Below are 17324 nucleotides of genomic sequence, written 5' to 3'. Positions count from 1 at the left end.
ATGGGCGGCTAGCTTAGCGGATGTCCGCCGCCACGCCCACCCATGGACAGTCAAACCTTGGCAGGCGCCGGTACTGACTTGCTGCGCGGCCGCAACTGCGCTGTTGCCATGGCCGGATCGGTGACACCGGTTTCGGCACGCATGCCGGCCGCCAGGAACGGCACCATCAGGCGCATGACTTGCTCGATGGAAGTATTGACACCGAAATCGGTCTCGGCGATCGCACGCAACGCCTTGATACCCGACATGCTGAACGCCGCCGCACCCAGCATGAAATGCACGCGCCAGAACAGCTCGATAGGAGGAATGCGCGGTGCGGCCTCGTTCACCAGCAACATGTAGCGACGGAACACCTTGCCGTACATATCTTCCAGATAACGGCGCAGGTGTCCCTGGCTCTGGCTGAATGCCAGACCGAGCAAACGCATGAAAATCGACAGATCGTTGCCACTGCGAGGCTGTACCACCAGAGCCTGCTCGACAAGGATCTCCAGCAGCTCTTCCAGTGAAGGCTTGTTCTCAGGCTTGGCCTGACGCCGCTCCAGCTCTTTATCGAGACTGATACAGAACGGGCCGAGAAAGCGCGAGAAAACCGCCTGGATCAGCGCCTTTTTCGAGCCAAAATGATAATTCACCGCTGCCAGGTTGACCCCTGCCTTGCTGGTGATCAGACGCAATGAGGTTTCAGCGAAACCTTTTTCCGCGAACAACTGTTCTGCAGCATCAAGAATGCGTTCAACGGTTTCCGACTGGGCCATGGCTACTCCGCCTGACAAACACTTGTTTGAAACATACGTTTCAGCCTATGCCTTGTCAAGCCTGCCGGTTCGTTTTGGGAATGGTCGGTCAGATATTTAACCACAACAAGGACGCCGCATTAATCGACGCCGTCACTGACCGTCCGGCGCCCTGGCAAAAAACGAGCATTGCCAATACCGCTTCACTGTATATAATCCCAGTCACTGTATAAAAAGACAGAGCGATCAATATGCTTAAGCTGACGCCACGCCAAGCCGAGATTCTGGCTTTCATCAAACGTTGCCTCGAAGACAATGGCTATCCGCCGACCCGCGCGGAAATCGCTCAGGAACTGGGCTTCAAATCACCCAACGCGGCCGAGGAGCATCTCAAGGCGCTCGCCCGCAAAGGCGCGATCGAAATGACACCCGGCGCCTCTCGCGGCATTCGCATCCCCGGTCTCGAAGCCAAGGTCGACGAATCCACCCTGCCAATCATCGGTCGCGTGGCTGCCGGCGCGCCGATTCTTGCCCAGCAACACATCGAAGAGTCCTGCAATATCAATCCGGCCTTCTTCCACCCTCGCGCTGATTACCTGCTGCGCGTTCACGGGATGAGCATGAAGGACATCGGCATTTTCGACGGCGACCTGCTGGCCGTTCACACGACCCGGGAAGCACGCAACGGTCAGATCGTCGTTGCCCGGATCGGCGACGAAGTGACGGTCAAGCGCTTCAAGCGCGATGGCAGCAAAGTCTGGCTGATCGCCGAAAATCCCGAGTTCGCTCCCATCGAAGTCAACCTGAAAGATCAGGAACTGGTGATCGAAGGCTTGAGTGTCGGCGTAATCCGCCGCTAAAGGAGGCTTTATGCAGTTCCCACACGCACCTCAGCAAACACAACTGCCGCTGTTCGAGGCATTTCTGGCACAACCACTGGCCCCGATACTCAAGGATACAGCGGAGCGCACATGGAATGTCGAACCCGAAGCGTACAGCGAACTTTCGCTGCGCGGTGCGACCGGGAACTGCCTGAACCTGCTTGCACCGATTCTTCGTGAATTGAGCGACGATCAGGACGCGCGTTGGTTGACCCTGATTGCACCACCCGCGAGCCTGACACAGGCCTGGCTACGAGAGGCAGGATTGAATCGCGAGCGCATCCTTTTATTGCAACCGCGCGGCACACAGAGCGCCATGCAGTTGGCTTGCGAGGCTCTGCGCCTTGGTCGAAGCCACACTGTAGTGACGTGGCTGAATCCGCTTAATGCAGCCTCACGCCAACAACTGGTCAGCGCCGCCCGCATCGGGGACGCTCAAAGCCTGAATATTCGATTGGGCTGACTGCATGCGCGCCATCTGAAGCGCGGGGCTTCTCAAGGGATAGAGAAGCCGAACTGACGTGACAATCGACGGGCGGTGTTCAATGAAGAACTCGCGGCCCCTCTTCCTTATCAAATTCGCCTTCAACCATTCGACCGGCCATCTGCACGCCGACGCTTAGCATTGCTTTGGCAATCTCAACATGCTGCCCCTGCAGAAACGCCTTGGCATCCTCGGAAAAATCCAGCGTCACCAGGGAACCCTCGTCCTCGGCCCTGCGCAGTTCGATTCGGCCGTCTGGTAGCTCGACAATTTCTAGAAAGGACGTTGGCATATAGGTGTGTTCTCCGCGAAAGGCAGGGATTATATAGACATCATTCAAGATTCGCTCAGGATCTTGACCAGCAGCATGCATCTCGTCGCCGCCAGCCAAGTCTCCATCAGCATTCGTTCAAGCCTTCACGGAAGCGGACAGCCAACCCCTTCAGGTGTTGTCGCCAGCTCTCCAGCTCTTGCCGGCTCAATTCTTCTGGCGCCTGCTCTTCATCCAGATTTACCGCCTGAATCAATGGCTGGGTCACATCCCCCTTCGGCTTGTGTGGCACCCGTGGTGGCTGAAACAGCGCCGAATGTGCCGCCAGCAATTTCGCCAGCCAGGTTTCCGGATTACCCGCCAACTCGATCATCTCGGCCAGTTCTGGAATTGCAATAGACTCAAGCACTTCGCTGGTCAACAGGGTTTCCGCTCGTGGTGCGTTAGCCTGTGGCAACCGATAGAACCCTGCGATCTCGTGACACAGCCCCAGCAGCGCACCGTAGAGATGAAACAGCGCCGATTCGCGCCCAGCCTGTATCAGCGCCAGCGAATTCATTGTCCGCCCCTCTTCAGCCCTGGCCAGCGCCTCCAGCGACAATCCCGCGAAATAGATCTTCTGATTGGTACGGGTATAGAGCTCGTGGGCCATATCGGCACTCTCCGCGGCGAAATAAATGCTTCATACAGGTCGGACAGTGTCATGGATCAACCAATCCGACCGCAAGCATTAAACAAAAAGGCCGCATGAAAACCCGAGGGCTGCCATGCGGCCTTTTGCGCTGACGAAGCCGCTCAGGACTTCATCAGCTCAACACCGGCTCAAGCCTTCGCTTTTGCCGGACGCTTGTCTTCAACCGTCCATTTGCCACCGTCGAAGAAAGCCTTCCAGCCTGTCGGCTTGCCGTCGACTTCGGTCTGGACGTACTGCTCCTTGGTCTTGCGGCTGTAGCGGATGACCGCCGGCAAACCGTCCGGATCCTTCTGCGGCGCGTCGCACAGGAAGTGATACTTCGGATCGATCTCTTCCTTGTGTGGCAGAAGCTCGATGACCAGCGGTGCACGTGTCTCGCGGTTCTTGGGGAACTGACTGGCCGCCAGGAACAGGCCGGAAGCACCGTCCCGCAGGATGTAGGTGTCGTTGACCTTTTCGCATTTCAGCTCGGGCATCTTCACCGGATCCATCTTCGGCGGCGCTGCATCGCCACTTTTCAACAGCTTGCGAGTGTTCTTGCAGGTCGGGTTGGTGCAACCGAAGAATTTGCCGAAACGGCCGGTCTTGAGCTGCATCTCACTGCCGCACTTGTCACACTCCAGGCTCGGACCTTCATAGCCCTTGATGCGGTAGCTGCCTTCTTCGATTTCATAGCCGGCGCAATCCGGGTTGTTACCGCAAATGTGCAGCTTGCGCTTTTCGTCGAGCAGGTAAGCGTCCATCGCCGTGCTGCAGATCGGGCAGCGGTGCTTGCCGCGCAAGACCAGAGATTCCGACTCTCCTTCGTCGTCCGCAGCGATTTCATCGCCCGGAACCAGGTTGACGGTGGCCTTGCAACGCTCTTTCGGCGGCAGGCTGTAGCCCGAGCAGCCGAGGAACACACCAGTGGATGCAGTACGAATCTGCATCGGACGGCCGCAAGTGGTACACGGAATATCGGTCATCACCGGCTGGTTGGCGCGCATGCCGGCATCCGGGTTCTCAGCCACTTCAAGCTTTTTCTTGAAGTCGCCGTAGAACTCGTCCAGCACGTTTTTCCAGTCACGTTCGCCCTGGGCCACGTCGTCCAGGTTCTCCTCCATGCCGGCGGTAAAGCCATAGTCCATGAGGTTCGAGAAGCTTTCAGACAGACGCTCGGTGACGATATCGCCCATCTTTTCCGAATAGAAACGACGGTTGTGCAATGTCACATAGCCGCGGTCCTGAATGGTCGAAATGATCGCCGCATAGGTCGAAGGACGACCGATACCGCGCTTTTCCATTTCCTTGACGAGGCTGGCTTCCGAATAACGGGCTGGCGGTTTGGTGAAATGCTGGGTCGGATCAAGCTTGATCAGCTTCATCACATCGCCCTGGGCCATGTCCGGCAGGACATCGTCGTCGCCAGGCTTGGTGATTTGCGGCAGAACGCGGGTGTAGCCGTCGAACTTCAGAATTCGGCCCTTGGCACGCAGTTCGAAGTCGCCAGCGGCCACGCTGACAGTGGTCGACAGGTATTGCGCAGGCAGCATCTGGCACGCCAGGAACTGGCGCCAGATCAGCTCATAAAGGCGCTCAGCGTCACGCTCCATGCCCGACAGCTTGCTAGGCGTGGTATTGGCGTCGGAAGGACGAATTGCTTCGTGAGCCTCCTGTGCGCCTTCCTTGCTGCTGTAGACGTTCGGCGTTTCCGGCAGGTACTTTTTGCCGAATTCGTCTTCGATATAGGTCCGCGCCATCGCTACGGCATCTGCCGAGAGGTTGGTCGAGTCGGTACGCATATAAGTGATGTAGCCGGCTTCGTACAGACGCTGTGCCATCATCATGGTTTTCTTCACGCCGAAGCCCAGGCGGTTGCTCGCGGCTTGTTGCAGCGTGGACGTGATAAACGGTGCCGACGGCTTGCTGCTGGTCGGTTTGTCTTCGCGCTTGACGATGCTGTAGCTGGAAGACTTCAGCTTCTCCAGCGCCGCCATGGCCTGGGCCTCGTTGAGCGGCTTGAAAACCTCGCCTTTCTCACGCGCGACTTCGAAGCGCACGGTCGAGCCTTTTGCGGTGCCGAGGTCAGCGTGCACTTCCCAGTATTCTTCCGGGATGAAGGCGCGAATTTCACGTTCGCGCTCGACCACCAGCTTCACGGCCACCGATTGCACCCGACCGGCAGACAGACCGCGAGCAATCTTCGCCCACAGCAGCGGCGAAACCATGTAGCCCACGACGCGGTCGAGGAAGCGGCGGGCCTGCTGGGCATTCACTCGATCGATATCGAGTTCACCAGGCTCCGAGAAGGCTTCCTGAATCGCCTTCTTGGTAATTTCGTTGAACACCACGCGCTTGTAGCGGCTGTCATCCCCACCAATGGCTTCGCGCAGGTGCCAGGCAATGGCTTCCCCTTCGCGATCCAAGTCGGTTGCGAGGTAGATGGTGTCAGCATCCTTGGCGAGCCGGCGCAGCTCTTCGATGACCTTTTCCTTGCCCGGAAGGATCTCGTACTTGGCTTTCCAGCCGTGATCCGGATCGACTCCCATGCGCGAAACCAGCTGCTTGCGCGCCTTCTCTTTCGGCGACAGTGCTGGCGCTTCACCTGCAGCGGCCTTGCCGCGCTTGGCGGCCGGCTCTTTGCCGGCGCTAGCCGAACCGCTGGTGGGCAGGTCTCGGATATGGCCGATACTCGACTTCACCACGTATTGGTTGCCCAGATACTTGTTGATGGTCTTGGCCTTAGCCGGGGATTCCACAATGACCAGCGATTTGCCCATGGATCGGAAAATTCCTGAATTCTAGAAGTGAAAGGCGGTTGGCGCCTGACGCGGCACCGCTATATATAGTGGCTACAAGGTGAGGTCAAGCGCAGGGTTCTGCGCGCCCTCGCCTCACGGCTTCGAAAAAAGGCTCGGTTCGGCTTGCACCAAAGCAAAGCGTGGGACCTGCTCGCCGTCAACTTCGACGGACTCCAGAAACATGCTCAAGGGACGCACCCAGAAGCCATAATCACCATACAGGGCTTGGTAAAAGACCACTTCCTCTTCGGTCTCGGAATGCCGCGCAACACTGAATACGCGGTACTGCGGACCTTTGTAATGTTGGTAGAGCCCAGGTTGTATCGGCATGCTTCGGCCCTCACTCAAATTTTTTCAAAATAAATACAAAAATAAATCCGCAAAAACAAAAACCGGGGCACTTGGCCCCGGCTTCCATCGACGAGACGCTTAAACGCGTTCGAAGACAGTGGTGATGCCCTGGCCGAGGCCAACGCACATGGTAGCCACCCCGAAAGTGCCGCCATTCTGCTTCATCACGTTCAGCAAGGTGCCGGAAATACGGGCACCGGAGCAACCGAACGGGTGACCCAGGGCGATCGCGCCGCCGTGCAGGTTAACCTTCTCATTCATCTTGTCGAGCACTTTCAGGTCCTTCAACACTGGCAGAGCCTGTGCGGCGAACGCTTCGTTGAGCTCGAAGAAGTCGATGTCGTTGATGGTCAGACCGGCACGCTTGAGCGCTTTCTGGGTCGACGGCACTGGACCGTAACCCATGATTGCCGGATCCACACCTGCCACCGCCATCGAACGAATGACGGCCATTGGCTGGATGCCCAGATCCTGCGCACGCTGTGCCGACATCACGATCATGCACGAAGCACCATCGGTGATCTGCGACGAAGTACCTGCAGTCACGGTCCCACCCTTTGGATTGAATGCCGGCTTCAGAGCCGCCAGGCTTTCCAGGGTGGTTTCCGGACGAATGGTCTCGTCATAGTCGAAGGTTTTCAGGAAACCGTTCTCGTCGTAGCCCTGCATCGGGATGATTTCATCCTTGAACTTGCCTTCCACGGTTGCCTTGTGGGCCAACTGATGGGAACGCACGCCAAAGGCGTCCTGCTGTTCGCGAGTGATGCCGTGCATTTTGCCCAACATTTCAGCGGTCAGGCCCATCATGCCCGAGGCTTTCGCCGCGTACAGGGACATGTGCGGATTCGGATCGACACCGTGCATCATGCTCACGTGGCCCATATGCTCGACGCCACCCACCACGAAAACGTCACCGTTGCCGGTCATGATCGCTTGCGCAGCGGTATGCAGTGCGCTCATCGACGAACCGCACAGACGGCTGACGGTCTGGCCGGCCGACGTGTGCGGGATCTGGGTCATCAGCGACGCCATGCGCGCGATGTTCCAGCCTTGCTCCAGGGTCTGGTTCACACAGCCCCAGATCACGTCCTCGACTTCGGCAGGATCGACCTTGGTGTTGCGCTCCAGCAGTTTGCTGATCAGGTGCGCCGACATGTCTTCGGCGCGGGTGTTGCGGTGCATGCCGCCCTTGGAGCGGCCCATCGGAGTACGACCGAAATCGACAATCACGACGTCTCTAGGATTCAAGCTCATAAGTTCACTCTCACTCTGGTTGGGGGCGCTTAACCGAAGAAGCTCTGGCCGTTCTTGGCCATTTCGCGCAGCTTCGCGGTCGGGTGGTACAGCGCGCCCAAATCAGCGTACTGGTCGGCCAGGGCAACGAACTCGGCGACACCGATCGAGTCGATGTAGCGCAGCGCACCGCCACGGAACGGAGGGAAGCCAATGCCGTAGACCAGACCCATGTCGGCTTCGGCAGCGGTTTCGACGATACCGTCTTCCAGGCAACGCACGGTTTCCAGGCACAGCGGGATCATCATCCAGTTGATGATGTCTTCGTCAGTGACTTCGCGTTGCTCGTAGACGATCGGCTTGAGCACTTCCAGTACCGACGGATCGGCGACTTTCTTCTGCTTGCCTTTCTTGTCGGCCTCGTAGGCATAGAAGCCCTTGCCGTTCTTCTGACCCAGACGCTTGGCTTCGTAAAGCACGTCAACGGCGGAACGACGGTCATCTTTCATGCGATCCGGGAAGCCTTCAGCCATCACGTCACGACCGTGGTGGCCGGTGTCGATGCCGACCACGTCCATCAGGTATGCCGGGCCCATCGGCCAGCCGAATTTCTCCATGATCTTGTCGATACGGACGAAGTCCACACCGGCACTGACCAGCTTGGCGAAACCGCCGAAATACGGGAACAGTACGCGGTTGACCAGGAAGCCCGGGCAGTCGTTGACGACGATCGGGTTCTTGCCCATTTTCTTGGCGTAGGCAACGGTGGTGGCGATGGCCAGCTCGCTGGACTTCTCGCCACGGATCACTTCCACCAGCGGCATCATGTGCACCGGGTTGAAGAAGTGCATGCCGACGAAATTTTCCGGACGCTTGAGGGCCTTGGCCAGCAGGCTGATGGAAATGGTCGAGGTGTTGGACGCGAGGATGGTGTCCTCTTTGACCTGATCTTCGACTTCCGCCAGAACGGCTTGCTTGACCTTCGGGTTCTCGACCACGGCTTCAACGACCAGGTCAACGTGACCGAAATCGCCGTAGGACAGGGTCGGACGAATGCCGTTGAGCACTTCAGCCATCTTCGCGGCAGTCATGCGGCCTTTATCAACGCGGCCGACCAGCAGCTTGGCGGCTTCCGCCAGACCTTGCTCGATGCCGTGCTCGTTGATGTCCTTCATCAGGATCGGCGTGCCTTTGGAGGCCGACTGATAAGCGATACCGCCACCCATGATACCGGCACCCAGTACGGCAGCCTGTTTCACGTCCTTGGCGATTTCGTCGTAGGCCTTGGCCTTTTTCTTCAATTCCTGATCGTTCAGGAACAGACCGATCAAGCTCTGCGCGGCGGAGGTCTTGGCCAGTTTCACGAAACCTGCGGCTTCGACTTCCAGAGCCTTGTCACGACCGAAGTTCGCGGCTTTCTGGATGGTCTTGATCGCTTCGACCGGGGCCGGGTAGTTCGGACCCGCCTGGCCGGCCACGAAACCTTTGGCGGTTTCGAAAGCCATCATTTGTTCGATGGCGTTCAGCTTGAGTTTTTCCAGCTTCGGCTGACGCTTGGCCTTGTAGTCAAACTCGCCGGAGATGGCACGCTTGATCAGCTCGACGGAAGCCTCCAGCAGCTTCTCGGGAGCAACCACGGCATCCACGGCTCCGACCTTCAGCGCGTCTTCAGGACGGTTTTCCTTGCCGGCGGCAATCCACTCGATGGCGTTGTCGGCACCGATCAGACGCGGCAGACGCACCGTACCGCCGAAGCCCGGGTAGATGCCCAGTTTGACTTCCGGCAGACCGATCTTGGCCTTGGTCGACATGACGCGGTAGTCCGCTGCCAGGCACATTTCCAGACCGCCACCCAGGGCGATACCGTTGATCGCGGCCACGGTCGGAACGCCGAGGTCTTCGAAATCGCTGAAGATCTTGTTGGCTTCGAGATTGCCTGCAACCAGCTCGGCATCCGGCAGCTTGAAGTTGTCGACAAATTCAGTGATGTCGGCGCCGACGATGAACACGTCCTTGCCACTGCTGACGATCACGCCCTTGATCGAAGCATCTGCCTTGATGGTGTCTACGGCCTGACGCAGTTCGTTCAGGGTAAGACGGTTGAACTTGTTGACGGACTCACCCTTGAGGTCGAATTTCAATTCGACGATGCCACTTTCAAGAGCTTTAACCGTGATGGCTTTACCTTCGTAAATCATCAACTGATCTCCACGATATGGAAGCTGAACAGTACACGTCGGACGCAGGCAAATGGCTCGGCAGGACGTTTTTTCGTCAATGCTGACACCCATCCGCCCGGCACACCCGCCAACGCGATAGTCGGGATTCTGTAGGAGCAGTCTGCAATACAAACGCTCAATTCATACGCCCGTTTGATTTGGGTACGCCACCTTCACGGAATTTCCGACAATTGTCAATCGCCCTAAATGCGGGTTGAAAAGCGACTTTGCGGTCATTTCTGTAGGACGCAGCCCGGCCACACACGCTTGCATGTCAGGGCATTCATAAGATTAATAGTTAGAAAAGTCGCCCTAATTCGCTGCAAGCCTTGTTTAACAGGCTACGCTGGCGGGACCACGAAGGAAAACGGCTGCATGACTGCTGACCGGCTCGCCCGGTTCAACGTCAAAAAGAATTCCGGCCTGCCTGGCCAATCCCGCCCGACGAATCATGTCGGGCTTTTTATTGCTCGTCTGCCAGACGTTTCACACCCTTGCAGCGCGAAACGTCTACGGTTCATGCCAGTGCTTTCAGCGTGGCGTCGATTTCAAGCAGAACCGAAGCGTCACCCTTCTCGCCCCAATAAAGTGCAATCATCTGCTGGTCGGCCTCGACCTTGAAAACATTGCCCGGCAATTTTTCGAAATGACTTTGAAGACGCGGGTCCTCACAGACTTCCTGCCACTGATTGACCCAGATCCCGGGGCTTTTCTGCCAGTAAGTCCAACACGACGGCTGCTTGCCGCGCCGTGGCCGATGATATTGCGCACAGGGGTTTGGAGGTTCCTGGCTCAGCCAGTGCGGCCATTCCTGAGGGGCAAGCTGCATGGCCAACCCGATGCGCCGGGCTTCGGCGCGCAAGGCTATTCGGTCACTCTGCGCACGGGACGGGCGCAACCATGCCAGCGGACTCAACACCACCAGCAGGATTGACACCACCAGCCAGACCGTCATATCTCTACTCCCGAATCTTGATGAGCCCATTGTGTCACTTTGGAACCAATGCGCTCGAAACCAGCCATACTTAACAATATTGATCCCTCACGAGGAGCACCTCATGCCCTACCACCATATTCTGGTCGCCGTAGATCTGACCGAAGAGTGCGACCCTGTGATACACCGCGCCCGAGAGCTGTCGGTGAGCAATGGCGCCAAGTTGTCGCTGGTGCATATCGTCGAACCGATGGCCATGGCTTTCGGTGGTGACGTACCTATGGATCTGTCACAACTGCAACAACAGCAATTCGATCAGGCCAAGGAACGCCTCGAGCGCCTGAAGCACAAATACTCCGAACTGGAAGGCTCCAACTGCCACCTGACCTATGGCCAGCCACGTCAGGAAATCCATCATTTCGCCAAGGAACAGGGATGCGACCTGATTGTGGTCGGCAGCCATGGCCGACATGGTCTGGCCCTGCTGCTGGGTTCGACTGCCAACGATGTCCTGCACGGCGCACCTTGCGACGTGCTGGCAGTGCACCTGGTCAAACGCTGATTACAGGCACTGTGAAAAGTTGAAAAGCCCGGCGTCCATGACTGGAGCCGGGCTTTTTCATGTCTGGAAACCATCAGGCATCCAGTTCGGCCCAACGTTCCACCAGTGCATCCAGCTCCACCTGCATCTGCTCCAGCGAAGCAATGACCCTGGCCGTCTCGACCGGCGGACGCTGATAGAAACCGGCTTCGGCCATTTCAGCTTCCACCGCGGCAATCTGCTGCTCCTTGGCATCGATCTCGCCCGGCAACGCCTCCAGTTCGCGCTGAAGCTTGTAGCTCAGCTTCTTCTTCGCAGCCGGAGCCGCAGCAACCGGTGCGGCAACCGGAGCCGGTTCGGCAGTGACCACTGCCGAGTTCAGGTCGGCCTTGCCGGATTTGCTTTCGGTGACGCCCAGAAGGCGCGGTGAACCGCCCTGACGGATCCAGTCCTGATAGCCGCCAACGTATTCGCGAACCTTGCCCTCACCTTCGAAGACCAGCGTGCTGGTGACCACGTTGTCGAGGAATGCCCGGTCGTGGCTGACCATCAGTACGGTGCCGTTGAAGGTCAGCAACACTTCTTCGAGCAGTTCGAGGGTTTCCACATCGAGGTCGTTGGTCGGTTCGTCGAGTACCAGCAGGTTGGCAGGCTTGCTGAACAGTTTGGCCAGCAGCAGGCGTGCGCGCTCGCCACCGGACAACGCCTTCACCGGCGTGCGGGCACGCTGCGGGCTGAACAGGAAGTCGCCGAGATAGCTCAGCACGTGGCGGCTCTGGCCATTGATTTCGATGAAATCGCGACCTTCGGCGACGTTGTCGACCACGGTCTTTTCCAGATCCAGCTGATGGCGCAACTGGTCGAAGTAGGCCACGTCGATCTTGGTGCCCTCTTCCACTTTGCCGCTGGTCGGTTGCAGACCGCTGAGCATCAGTTTCAGCAGGGTGGTCTTGCCGGTACCGTTGGCGCCGAGCAGGCCGATACGATCGCCGCGCTGCAACACCATGGAGAAATCGCGGATCAGGAACGGGCCACCCGGGTGCGCAAAGCTCACGTTCTCCAGCACCATCACTTGCTTGCCGGACTTCTCCGCTGTTTCCAGCTGGATGTTGGCCTTGCCGGTGCGCTCACGACGTTCGCTGCGCTCGACACGCAGGGCCTTCAACGCACGCACGCGGCCTTCGTTGCGGGTGCGACGGGCCTTGATGCCCTGACGAATCCACACTTCTTCCTGAGCCAGGCGCTTGTCGAACAGTGCGTTGGCGGTTTCTTCGGCCGCCAGCTCGGCTTCTTTGTGAACCAGGAAACTGGCGTAGTCGCCGTTCCAGTCGATCAGACCGCCGCGATCCAGTTCGAGGATGCGGGTGGCGAGGTTTTGCAGGAAAGAACGGTCGTGCGTGATGAACAGCACCGCGCCCTGGAAGTCCTTCAGCGCTTCTTCGAGCCAGGCAATCGCACCGATGTCCAGGTGGTTGGTCGGTTCGTCGAGCAGCAGCAGATCCGGCTCGGACACAAGCGCCTGCGCCAGCAGCACGCGACGACGCCAGCCGCCGGACAACTCGGCGAGGGTCTTGTCGGCCGGCAATTGCAGGCGGCTCAGGGTGCTGTCGACCAGGGTCTGCAAGCGCCAGCCGTCACGGGCTTCGAGATCGTGCTGGACGTGCATCAGTTTTTCCAGATCGGCGTCGGTGACGATGTTCTGGCTCAGGTGATGATATTCGGCAAGCAAGGCGCCCACACCGTCGAGGCCTTCGGCTACCACATCGAATACCGTCCGCTCGTCGGCCAGCGGCAATTCCTGCGGCAATTCACCGATCTTCAGACCGGGGGCGCGCCACACGGCGCCGTCATCAGGCTTCTGGTCGCCCTTGACCAGTTTCATCATGCTGGACTTGCCGGTGCCGTTGCGACCGATGATGCACACCCGCTCTCCACGGGCGATCTGCCAGGACACCTTGTCCAACAACGGCATCGCGCCGAATGCAAGGGACACATCGCTGAATTTGAGCAGGGTCATGAGCTTCTCCAAAAACCGGGCGCGCATTCTACCTGAATCGAGGGCCAAACAGGCCGGCAATTTCGCCGCTGACGTACTCTGCACAAGATTTGTTGCGAACTTGTGCTGCAAGGCCGGCAAAGCTTTCACCGTCTGCTGGCAAAAGGCTAAGCTACAGACAATTCAGTGCCGCCCACGCTGGCACTTGTCATGATTTCTCTGCCCGGATGTCTCATGCGCAGTCGCCTTCTCAGTGTTTTGTCCTGTTTGCTACTCACCGCCGCTGCTGCTCAATCCGCCCAGGCGGTGGACCTGTCAACCCAGCGCCAGTATTACGATGAGGCCAAGCGCGCCCTGGCCAAGGGCGATACCGGTCCGTATTTCCGTTACAGCCAGGCCCTCGCCGATTATCCGCTGGAGCCGTACCTGGCCTACGACGAGCTGACCGCCCGCCTGAAGACTGCCAGCAACGCGGAAATCGAGAAATTCCTCGCCGAACACGGTGACCTGCCCCAGGCCAACTGGATGAAGCTGCGCTGGTTGCGCTGGCTTGCCGACCGTGGCGACTGGGCGACGTTCACCAAGTATTACGACCCGAAACTCAATTTCACCGAACTGGACTGCCTGAACGCACAGTACCAGATCAGCAGCGGTCACAAGGCCGAGGGCTACGCCAACGCCGACAAACTGTGGCTGACCGGCAAATCGCAACCCGCCGCGTGTGATGCGTTGTTCGGCATCTGGGCCGCCGACGGCCAGTTGACCGAACAGAAACGCTGGGAGCGCACCAAGCTCGCCGCCCAGACGCGCAACTACCCGCTGGCCAACAGCCTGGTCAACGGCCTGACCACGCTCGCCCCGCGCGGACGTCTGCTGGTGGATGTCGCGCAGAAACCCGAACTGCTCAACCAGCCATCGCGCTTCACCCCGGCCGATGAGCCAATGTCCGATATCGTGAGCCTCGGCCTGCGCCGTCTGGCCCGTCAGGATCCGGACAAGGCCATGGACCTGCTCGATGGCTACGCCAGCAGCATGCATTTCTCCCGGGATGAAAAAGTCGCGATCGCCCGGGAAATCGGTCTGACTCTGGCCCGTCGCTTTGACAGCCGTGCGCTGGATGTGATGACCAAATATGACCCGGAACTGCGCGACAACACGGTGTCCGAATGGCGTCTGCGCCTGTTGCTGCGCCTGGCGCGCTGGGACGATGCCTATCAGTTGACCCGCCGCCTGCCACAGGATCTGGCCACTACCAACCGCTGGCGCTACTGGCAGGCCCGCAGCCTGGAACTGGCTCAACCGCAAAACCCGGAAGCGCAGACGCTGTACAGGAACCTCGCACGGGAGCGGGACTTCTACGGATTCCTCGCCGCCGACCGCTCCCAGCAACCCTATTCGCTGATGAACAAACCGCTGGTGCTCAGCCAGGCCATCATCAACAAGGTGCGCAACACCCCCGGCGTCCGCCGCGCGCTGGAATTTCACGCCCGCGGGCAGATCGTCGACGGGCGTCGCGAGTGGTATCACGTCAGCCGTCATTTCAACCGCGACGAAATGGTCGCCCAGGCCAAACTGGCTTACGACCTGAAATGGTATTTCCCGGCGATCCGCACCATCAGTCAGGCGCAATACTGGGATGACCTGGACATCCGCTTCCCGATGGCCCACCGCGACACCCTGGTGCGTGAAGCCAAGGTCCGTGGCCTGCACTCGAGCTGGGTATTCGCCATCACCCGTCAGGAAAGCGCCTTCATGGACGACGCCCGTTCCGGCGTCGGTGCCAGCGGCCTGATGCAACTGATGCCCGGTACCGCCAAGGAAACCGCACGCAAATTCAGCATTCCGCTGGCCTCGCCGCAGCAGGTGCTCGATCCGGACAAAAACATCCAGCTCGGCGCGGCCTACCTGAGTCAGGTGCACAGCCAGTTCAACGGCAACCGCGTGCTCGCCTCCGCCGCCTATAACGCCGGCCCCGGCCGTGTGCGCCAATGGCTGCGCGGTGCCGATCACCTGAGCTTCGACGTATGGGTGGAAAGCATTCCGTTCGACGAAACCCGCCAGTACGTGCAGAACGTTTTGTCCTACTCGGTGATCTACGGCCAGAAACTCAACTCGCCGCAACCGCTGGTGGACTGGCATGAGCGATATTTTGACGATCAGTGATCGTGCAAAGATCGACGTGAACAACAATGCCCGCATCGAAAGATGCGGGCTTTTTTTATGGCACTCGACCGGGTCGGCTACAGGGTCGCTTACTTAGTCGATTACTGGGTCGGTCGAAGCCTGATGCCCATCACTGAACTGCAACGCTGCCAACCGCGCATACAGTGGATTGCTGGCAATCAGCTCCTGATGCGTGCCGATCGCCACCAGTTTGCCTTGGTCCATCACCGCAATCCGGTCGGCGTTTTTCACCGTGGCCAGGCGGTGAGCGATCACCAGGGTGGTGCGGTTTTGCATCAGGCTGGGCAGGGCTTGCTGGATCAAGTGCTCGCTCTGGGCATCCAGGGCGCTGGTGGCTTCGTCGAGCAGCAGGACCGGCGCGTCGACCAACAGCGCCCGGGCGATGGCCAGACGCTGGCGTTGCCCGCCTGACAGGCCTAGCCCGCCGTCGCCCAGATGAGTCTGGTAGCCATCGGGCATTTGTTCGATGAAATCGTGGGCATGGGCGATTTTCGCAGCTTCCCGCACCTGCTCCGGCGTAGCGCTCGGGCAACCGTAGCGAATGTTTTCTTCGACGCTGCCGAAGAACAGCGCCGGCGTCTGCGAAACCAGGGCAAAGCAGCGGCGCAAGTCCATTGGATCAAGGCTCGTCAGCGGTACACCATCAATGAGAATCCGGCCCTCCCGCGGATCGTAGAAACGCAGCAGCAGGTCATACACCGTCGACTTGCCTGCACCGGAAGGTCCGACCAGCGCAAGGGTTTCCCCTGCGTTAACCGTCAGACTCAGGCCGTCAACGGCAAAGCGTTCGGGCCGTGATGGGTAGGAAAAACGCACGTCCTGCAAAGCCAGCTCGCCTTTGACCCGCGTCGGCAAGGTCACCAGTCCGTCTTTCGGCGGCTGGATGATGTTCTCGGAGCGCAGCAGTTCGGCGATGCGTTCGGCGGCGCCCGCCGCCCGCTGCAATTCCCCGATCACTTCGCTCAACGTGCCGAAAGCACTCCCGACGATCAGGCTGTAGAACACAAACGCCGCCAGCTCACCTGCGGAAATTCGCCCGGCAATCACGTCCATTCCGCCGACCCACAACATCACCGCGACGGCACCGAGGACCAGCACGATCACCAGCGTAATCAGCCAGGCCCGCTGAAAAATCCGTTTGCGCGCGGTTTCGAACGCCTGCTCGACGGTCGAGGCGAAACGCTGCTCGTCCTGCACCTGATGATTGTAGGCCTGCACGGTCTTGATCTGGCCGAGGGTTTCCGAAACATAGCTGCCAATGTCGGCGATCCGGTCCTGGCTCAATCTCGAGAGGTTGCGTACCCGTCGCCCGAAAATCAGGATGGGCGCAATGACCAGCGGCAGCGCGATCACCACGATGCTGGTGAGCTTGGCGTTGGTGATGAACAGCAGCACGACGCCACCGATGACCATCAGCAAATTGCGCAGGAACAGCGAAAGTGAGGAGCCGATCACCGATTGCAGCAACGTCGTGTCAGCCGTCAGTCGCGACTGGATTTCCGAACTGCGGTTGTCTTCGTAAAACCCGGGATGCAGGTACACCAGATGGTTGAACACCTGCCGACGGATGTCTGCCACCACCCGTTCGCCGATCCATGACACCAGATAAAACCTGGCGAAAGTACCCAGCGCCAGACCCAGCACCAACAACATGAACAGGCCAATGGACTGGTTGAGCAGGTGCGGCGACTGGGTCATGAAGCCCTGATCGACCAGCAGTTTGATGCCCTGCCCCATCGACAGCGTGATGCCGGCCGTGACGATCAGCGCGAGCAGCGCACCGAACGCCTGCCGGCGATACGGCACGAGGAAATGACAGGTTAGGCGCAGGGCCCGGCGGTGACGCGAAGAAAGCATCGGGATCATTGGGTTCACATCGTGTGCTGATTAATGGGGCCGGCCTGGACACTCAATGGGGTGGAACTCTGCAAATCACAATGAGTCAGGTTAATTATGACCGGCCAGACTACCCCCTAGATGCTATCGGTCTAATGTCCGGGTTGAGACGAACGGTCATTT

Annotated in this window: 14 protein-coding genes; 4 read left to right on the top strand and 10 right to left on the bottom strand. The window is 59.0% G+C overall.

The window, feature by feature from the left end; all coding sequences use genetic code 11:
* Positions 1-50 precede the first annotated feature (50 nt).
* Positions 51-758, bottom strand: coding sequence for a TetR/AcrR family transcriptional regulator (locus ACK6BI_RS23640; RefSeq protein ID WP_065260705.1), 708 nt, complete (start codon positions 756-758; stop codon positions 51-53).
* 230 nt (positions 759-988) lie between these two features.
* Here ACK6BI_RS23640 and lexA point away from each other — a divergent pair, with 230 nt between their 5' ends.
* Positions 989-1597, top strand: a complete 609-nt coding sequence (gene lexA / locus ACK6BI_RS23635) for a transcriptional repressor LexA (RefSeq protein WP_409318958.1) — start codon at positions 989-991, stop codon at positions 1595-1597.
* Positions 1598-1607: 10 nt separating this feature from the next.
* Entirely contained in the window at positions 1608-2081 is a 474-nt protein-coding gene (sulA, locus tag ACK6BI_RS23630; protein WP_409318957.1) for an SOS-induced cell division inhibitor SulA, read from the top strand.
* A gap of 79 nt (positions 2082-2160) precedes the next feature.
* Here the strand turns inward: sulA and ACK6BI_RS23625 are convergent, their stop codons facing one another.
* From ACK6BI_RS23625 to ACK6BI_RS23595, 7 genes are all read right to left on the bottom strand, one after another.
* Positions 2161-2394, bottom strand: coding sequence for a hypothetical protein (locus tag ACK6BI_RS23625; RefSeq protein WP_003226592.1), 234 nt, complete (start codon positions 2392-2394; stop codon positions 2161-2163).
* A 106-nt stretch (positions 2395-2500) separates the two neighbouring features.
* The gene (locus tag ACK6BI_RS23620) at positions 2501-3025 is read right to left on the bottom strand and encodes a DUF6586 family protein (protein WP_065260702.1); all 525 of its coding nucleotides are present in this window, start codon (positions 3023-3025) and stop codon (positions 2501-2503) included.
* Between the two features lie 170 nt (positions 3026-3195).
* The gene (gene topA / locus ACK6BI_RS23615) at positions 3196-5826 is read right to left on the bottom strand and encodes a type I DNA topoisomerase (protein ID WP_409318956.1); all 2631 of its coding nucleotides are present in this window, start codon (positions 5824-5826) and stop codon (positions 3196-3198) included.
* Positions 5827-5940: 114 nt separating this feature from the next.
* Positions 5941-6177: a DUF1653 domain-containing protein gene (locus tag ACK6BI_RS23610; protein WP_007953059.1), complete on the bottom strand. Its 237-nt coding sequence runs from the start codon at positions 6175-6177 to the stop codon at positions 5941-5943.
* Positions 6178-6276: 99 nt separating this feature from the next.
* Positions 6277-7452: an acetyl-CoA C-acyltransferase FadA gene (gene fadA, locus ACK6BI_RS23605; protein WP_065260699.1), complete on the bottom strand. Its 1176-nt coding sequence runs from the start codon at positions 7450-7452 to the stop codon at positions 6277-6279.
* Between the two features lie 29 nt (positions 7453-7481).
* Positions 7482-9629, bottom strand: coding sequence for a fatty acid oxidation complex subunit alpha FadB (fadB, locus tag ACK6BI_RS23600; RefSeq protein WP_409318955.1), 2148 nt, complete (start codon positions 9627-9629; stop codon positions 7482-7484).
* Positions 9630-10167: 538 nt separating this feature from the next.
* Positions 10168-10605 carry a hypothetical protein gene (locus ACK6BI_RS23595; protein ID WP_409318954.1) on the bottom strand — a complete coding sequence of 146 codons (438 nt, stop codon included), beginning with the start codon at positions 10603-10605 and terminating at the stop codon, positions 10168-10170.
* A gap of 103 nt (positions 10606-10708) precedes the next feature.
* Between ACK6BI_RS23595 and ACK6BI_RS23590 the strand changes: the two genes are divergently transcribed.
* Positions 10709-11146, top strand: coding sequence for a universal stress protein (locus ACK6BI_RS23590; RefSeq protein ID WP_065260697.1), 438 nt, complete (start codon positions 10709-10711; stop codon positions 11144-11146).
* A 73-nt stretch (positions 11147-11219) separates the two neighbouring features.
* On the opposite strand, the gene ACK6BI_RS23585 is transcribed toward ACK6BI_RS23590, so the two are convergent.
* Positions 11220-13142 carry an ATP-binding cassette domain-containing protein gene (locus ACK6BI_RS23585; protein ID WP_409318953.1) on the bottom strand — a complete coding sequence of 641 codons (1923 nt, stop codon included), beginning with the start codon at positions 13140-13142 and terminating at the stop codon, positions 11220-11222.
* A gap of 213 nt (positions 13143-13355) precedes the next feature.
* On the opposite strand from ACK6BI_RS23585, the gene ACK6BI_RS23580 reads away from it, so the two are divergent.
* Positions 13356-15284 carry a transglycosylase SLT domain-containing protein gene (locus tag ACK6BI_RS23580; protein ID WP_409318952.1) on the top strand — a complete coding sequence of 643 codons (1929 nt, stop codon included), beginning with the start codon at positions 13356-13358 and terminating at the stop codon, positions 15282-15284.
* Positions 15285-15377: 93 nt separating this feature from the next.
* Here ACK6BI_RS23580 and ACK6BI_RS23575 read toward each other — a convergent pair whose 3' ends face one another.
* Entirely contained in the window at positions 15378-17171 is a 1794-nt protein-coding gene (locus tag ACK6BI_RS23575; protein WP_409318951.1) for an ABC transporter transmembrane domain-containing protein, read from the bottom strand.
* Positions 17172-17324 lie beyond the last annotated feature (153 nt).

The organism is Pseudomonas sp. KCJK9016 (assembly GCF_046231795.1).
GTDB lineage: Bacteria > Pseudomonadota > Gammaproteobacteria > Pseudomonadales > Pseudomonadaceae > Aquipseudomonas > Aquipseudomonas bananamidigenes.
This window is presented reverse-complemented; position numbering and strand designations above follow the sequence as displayed.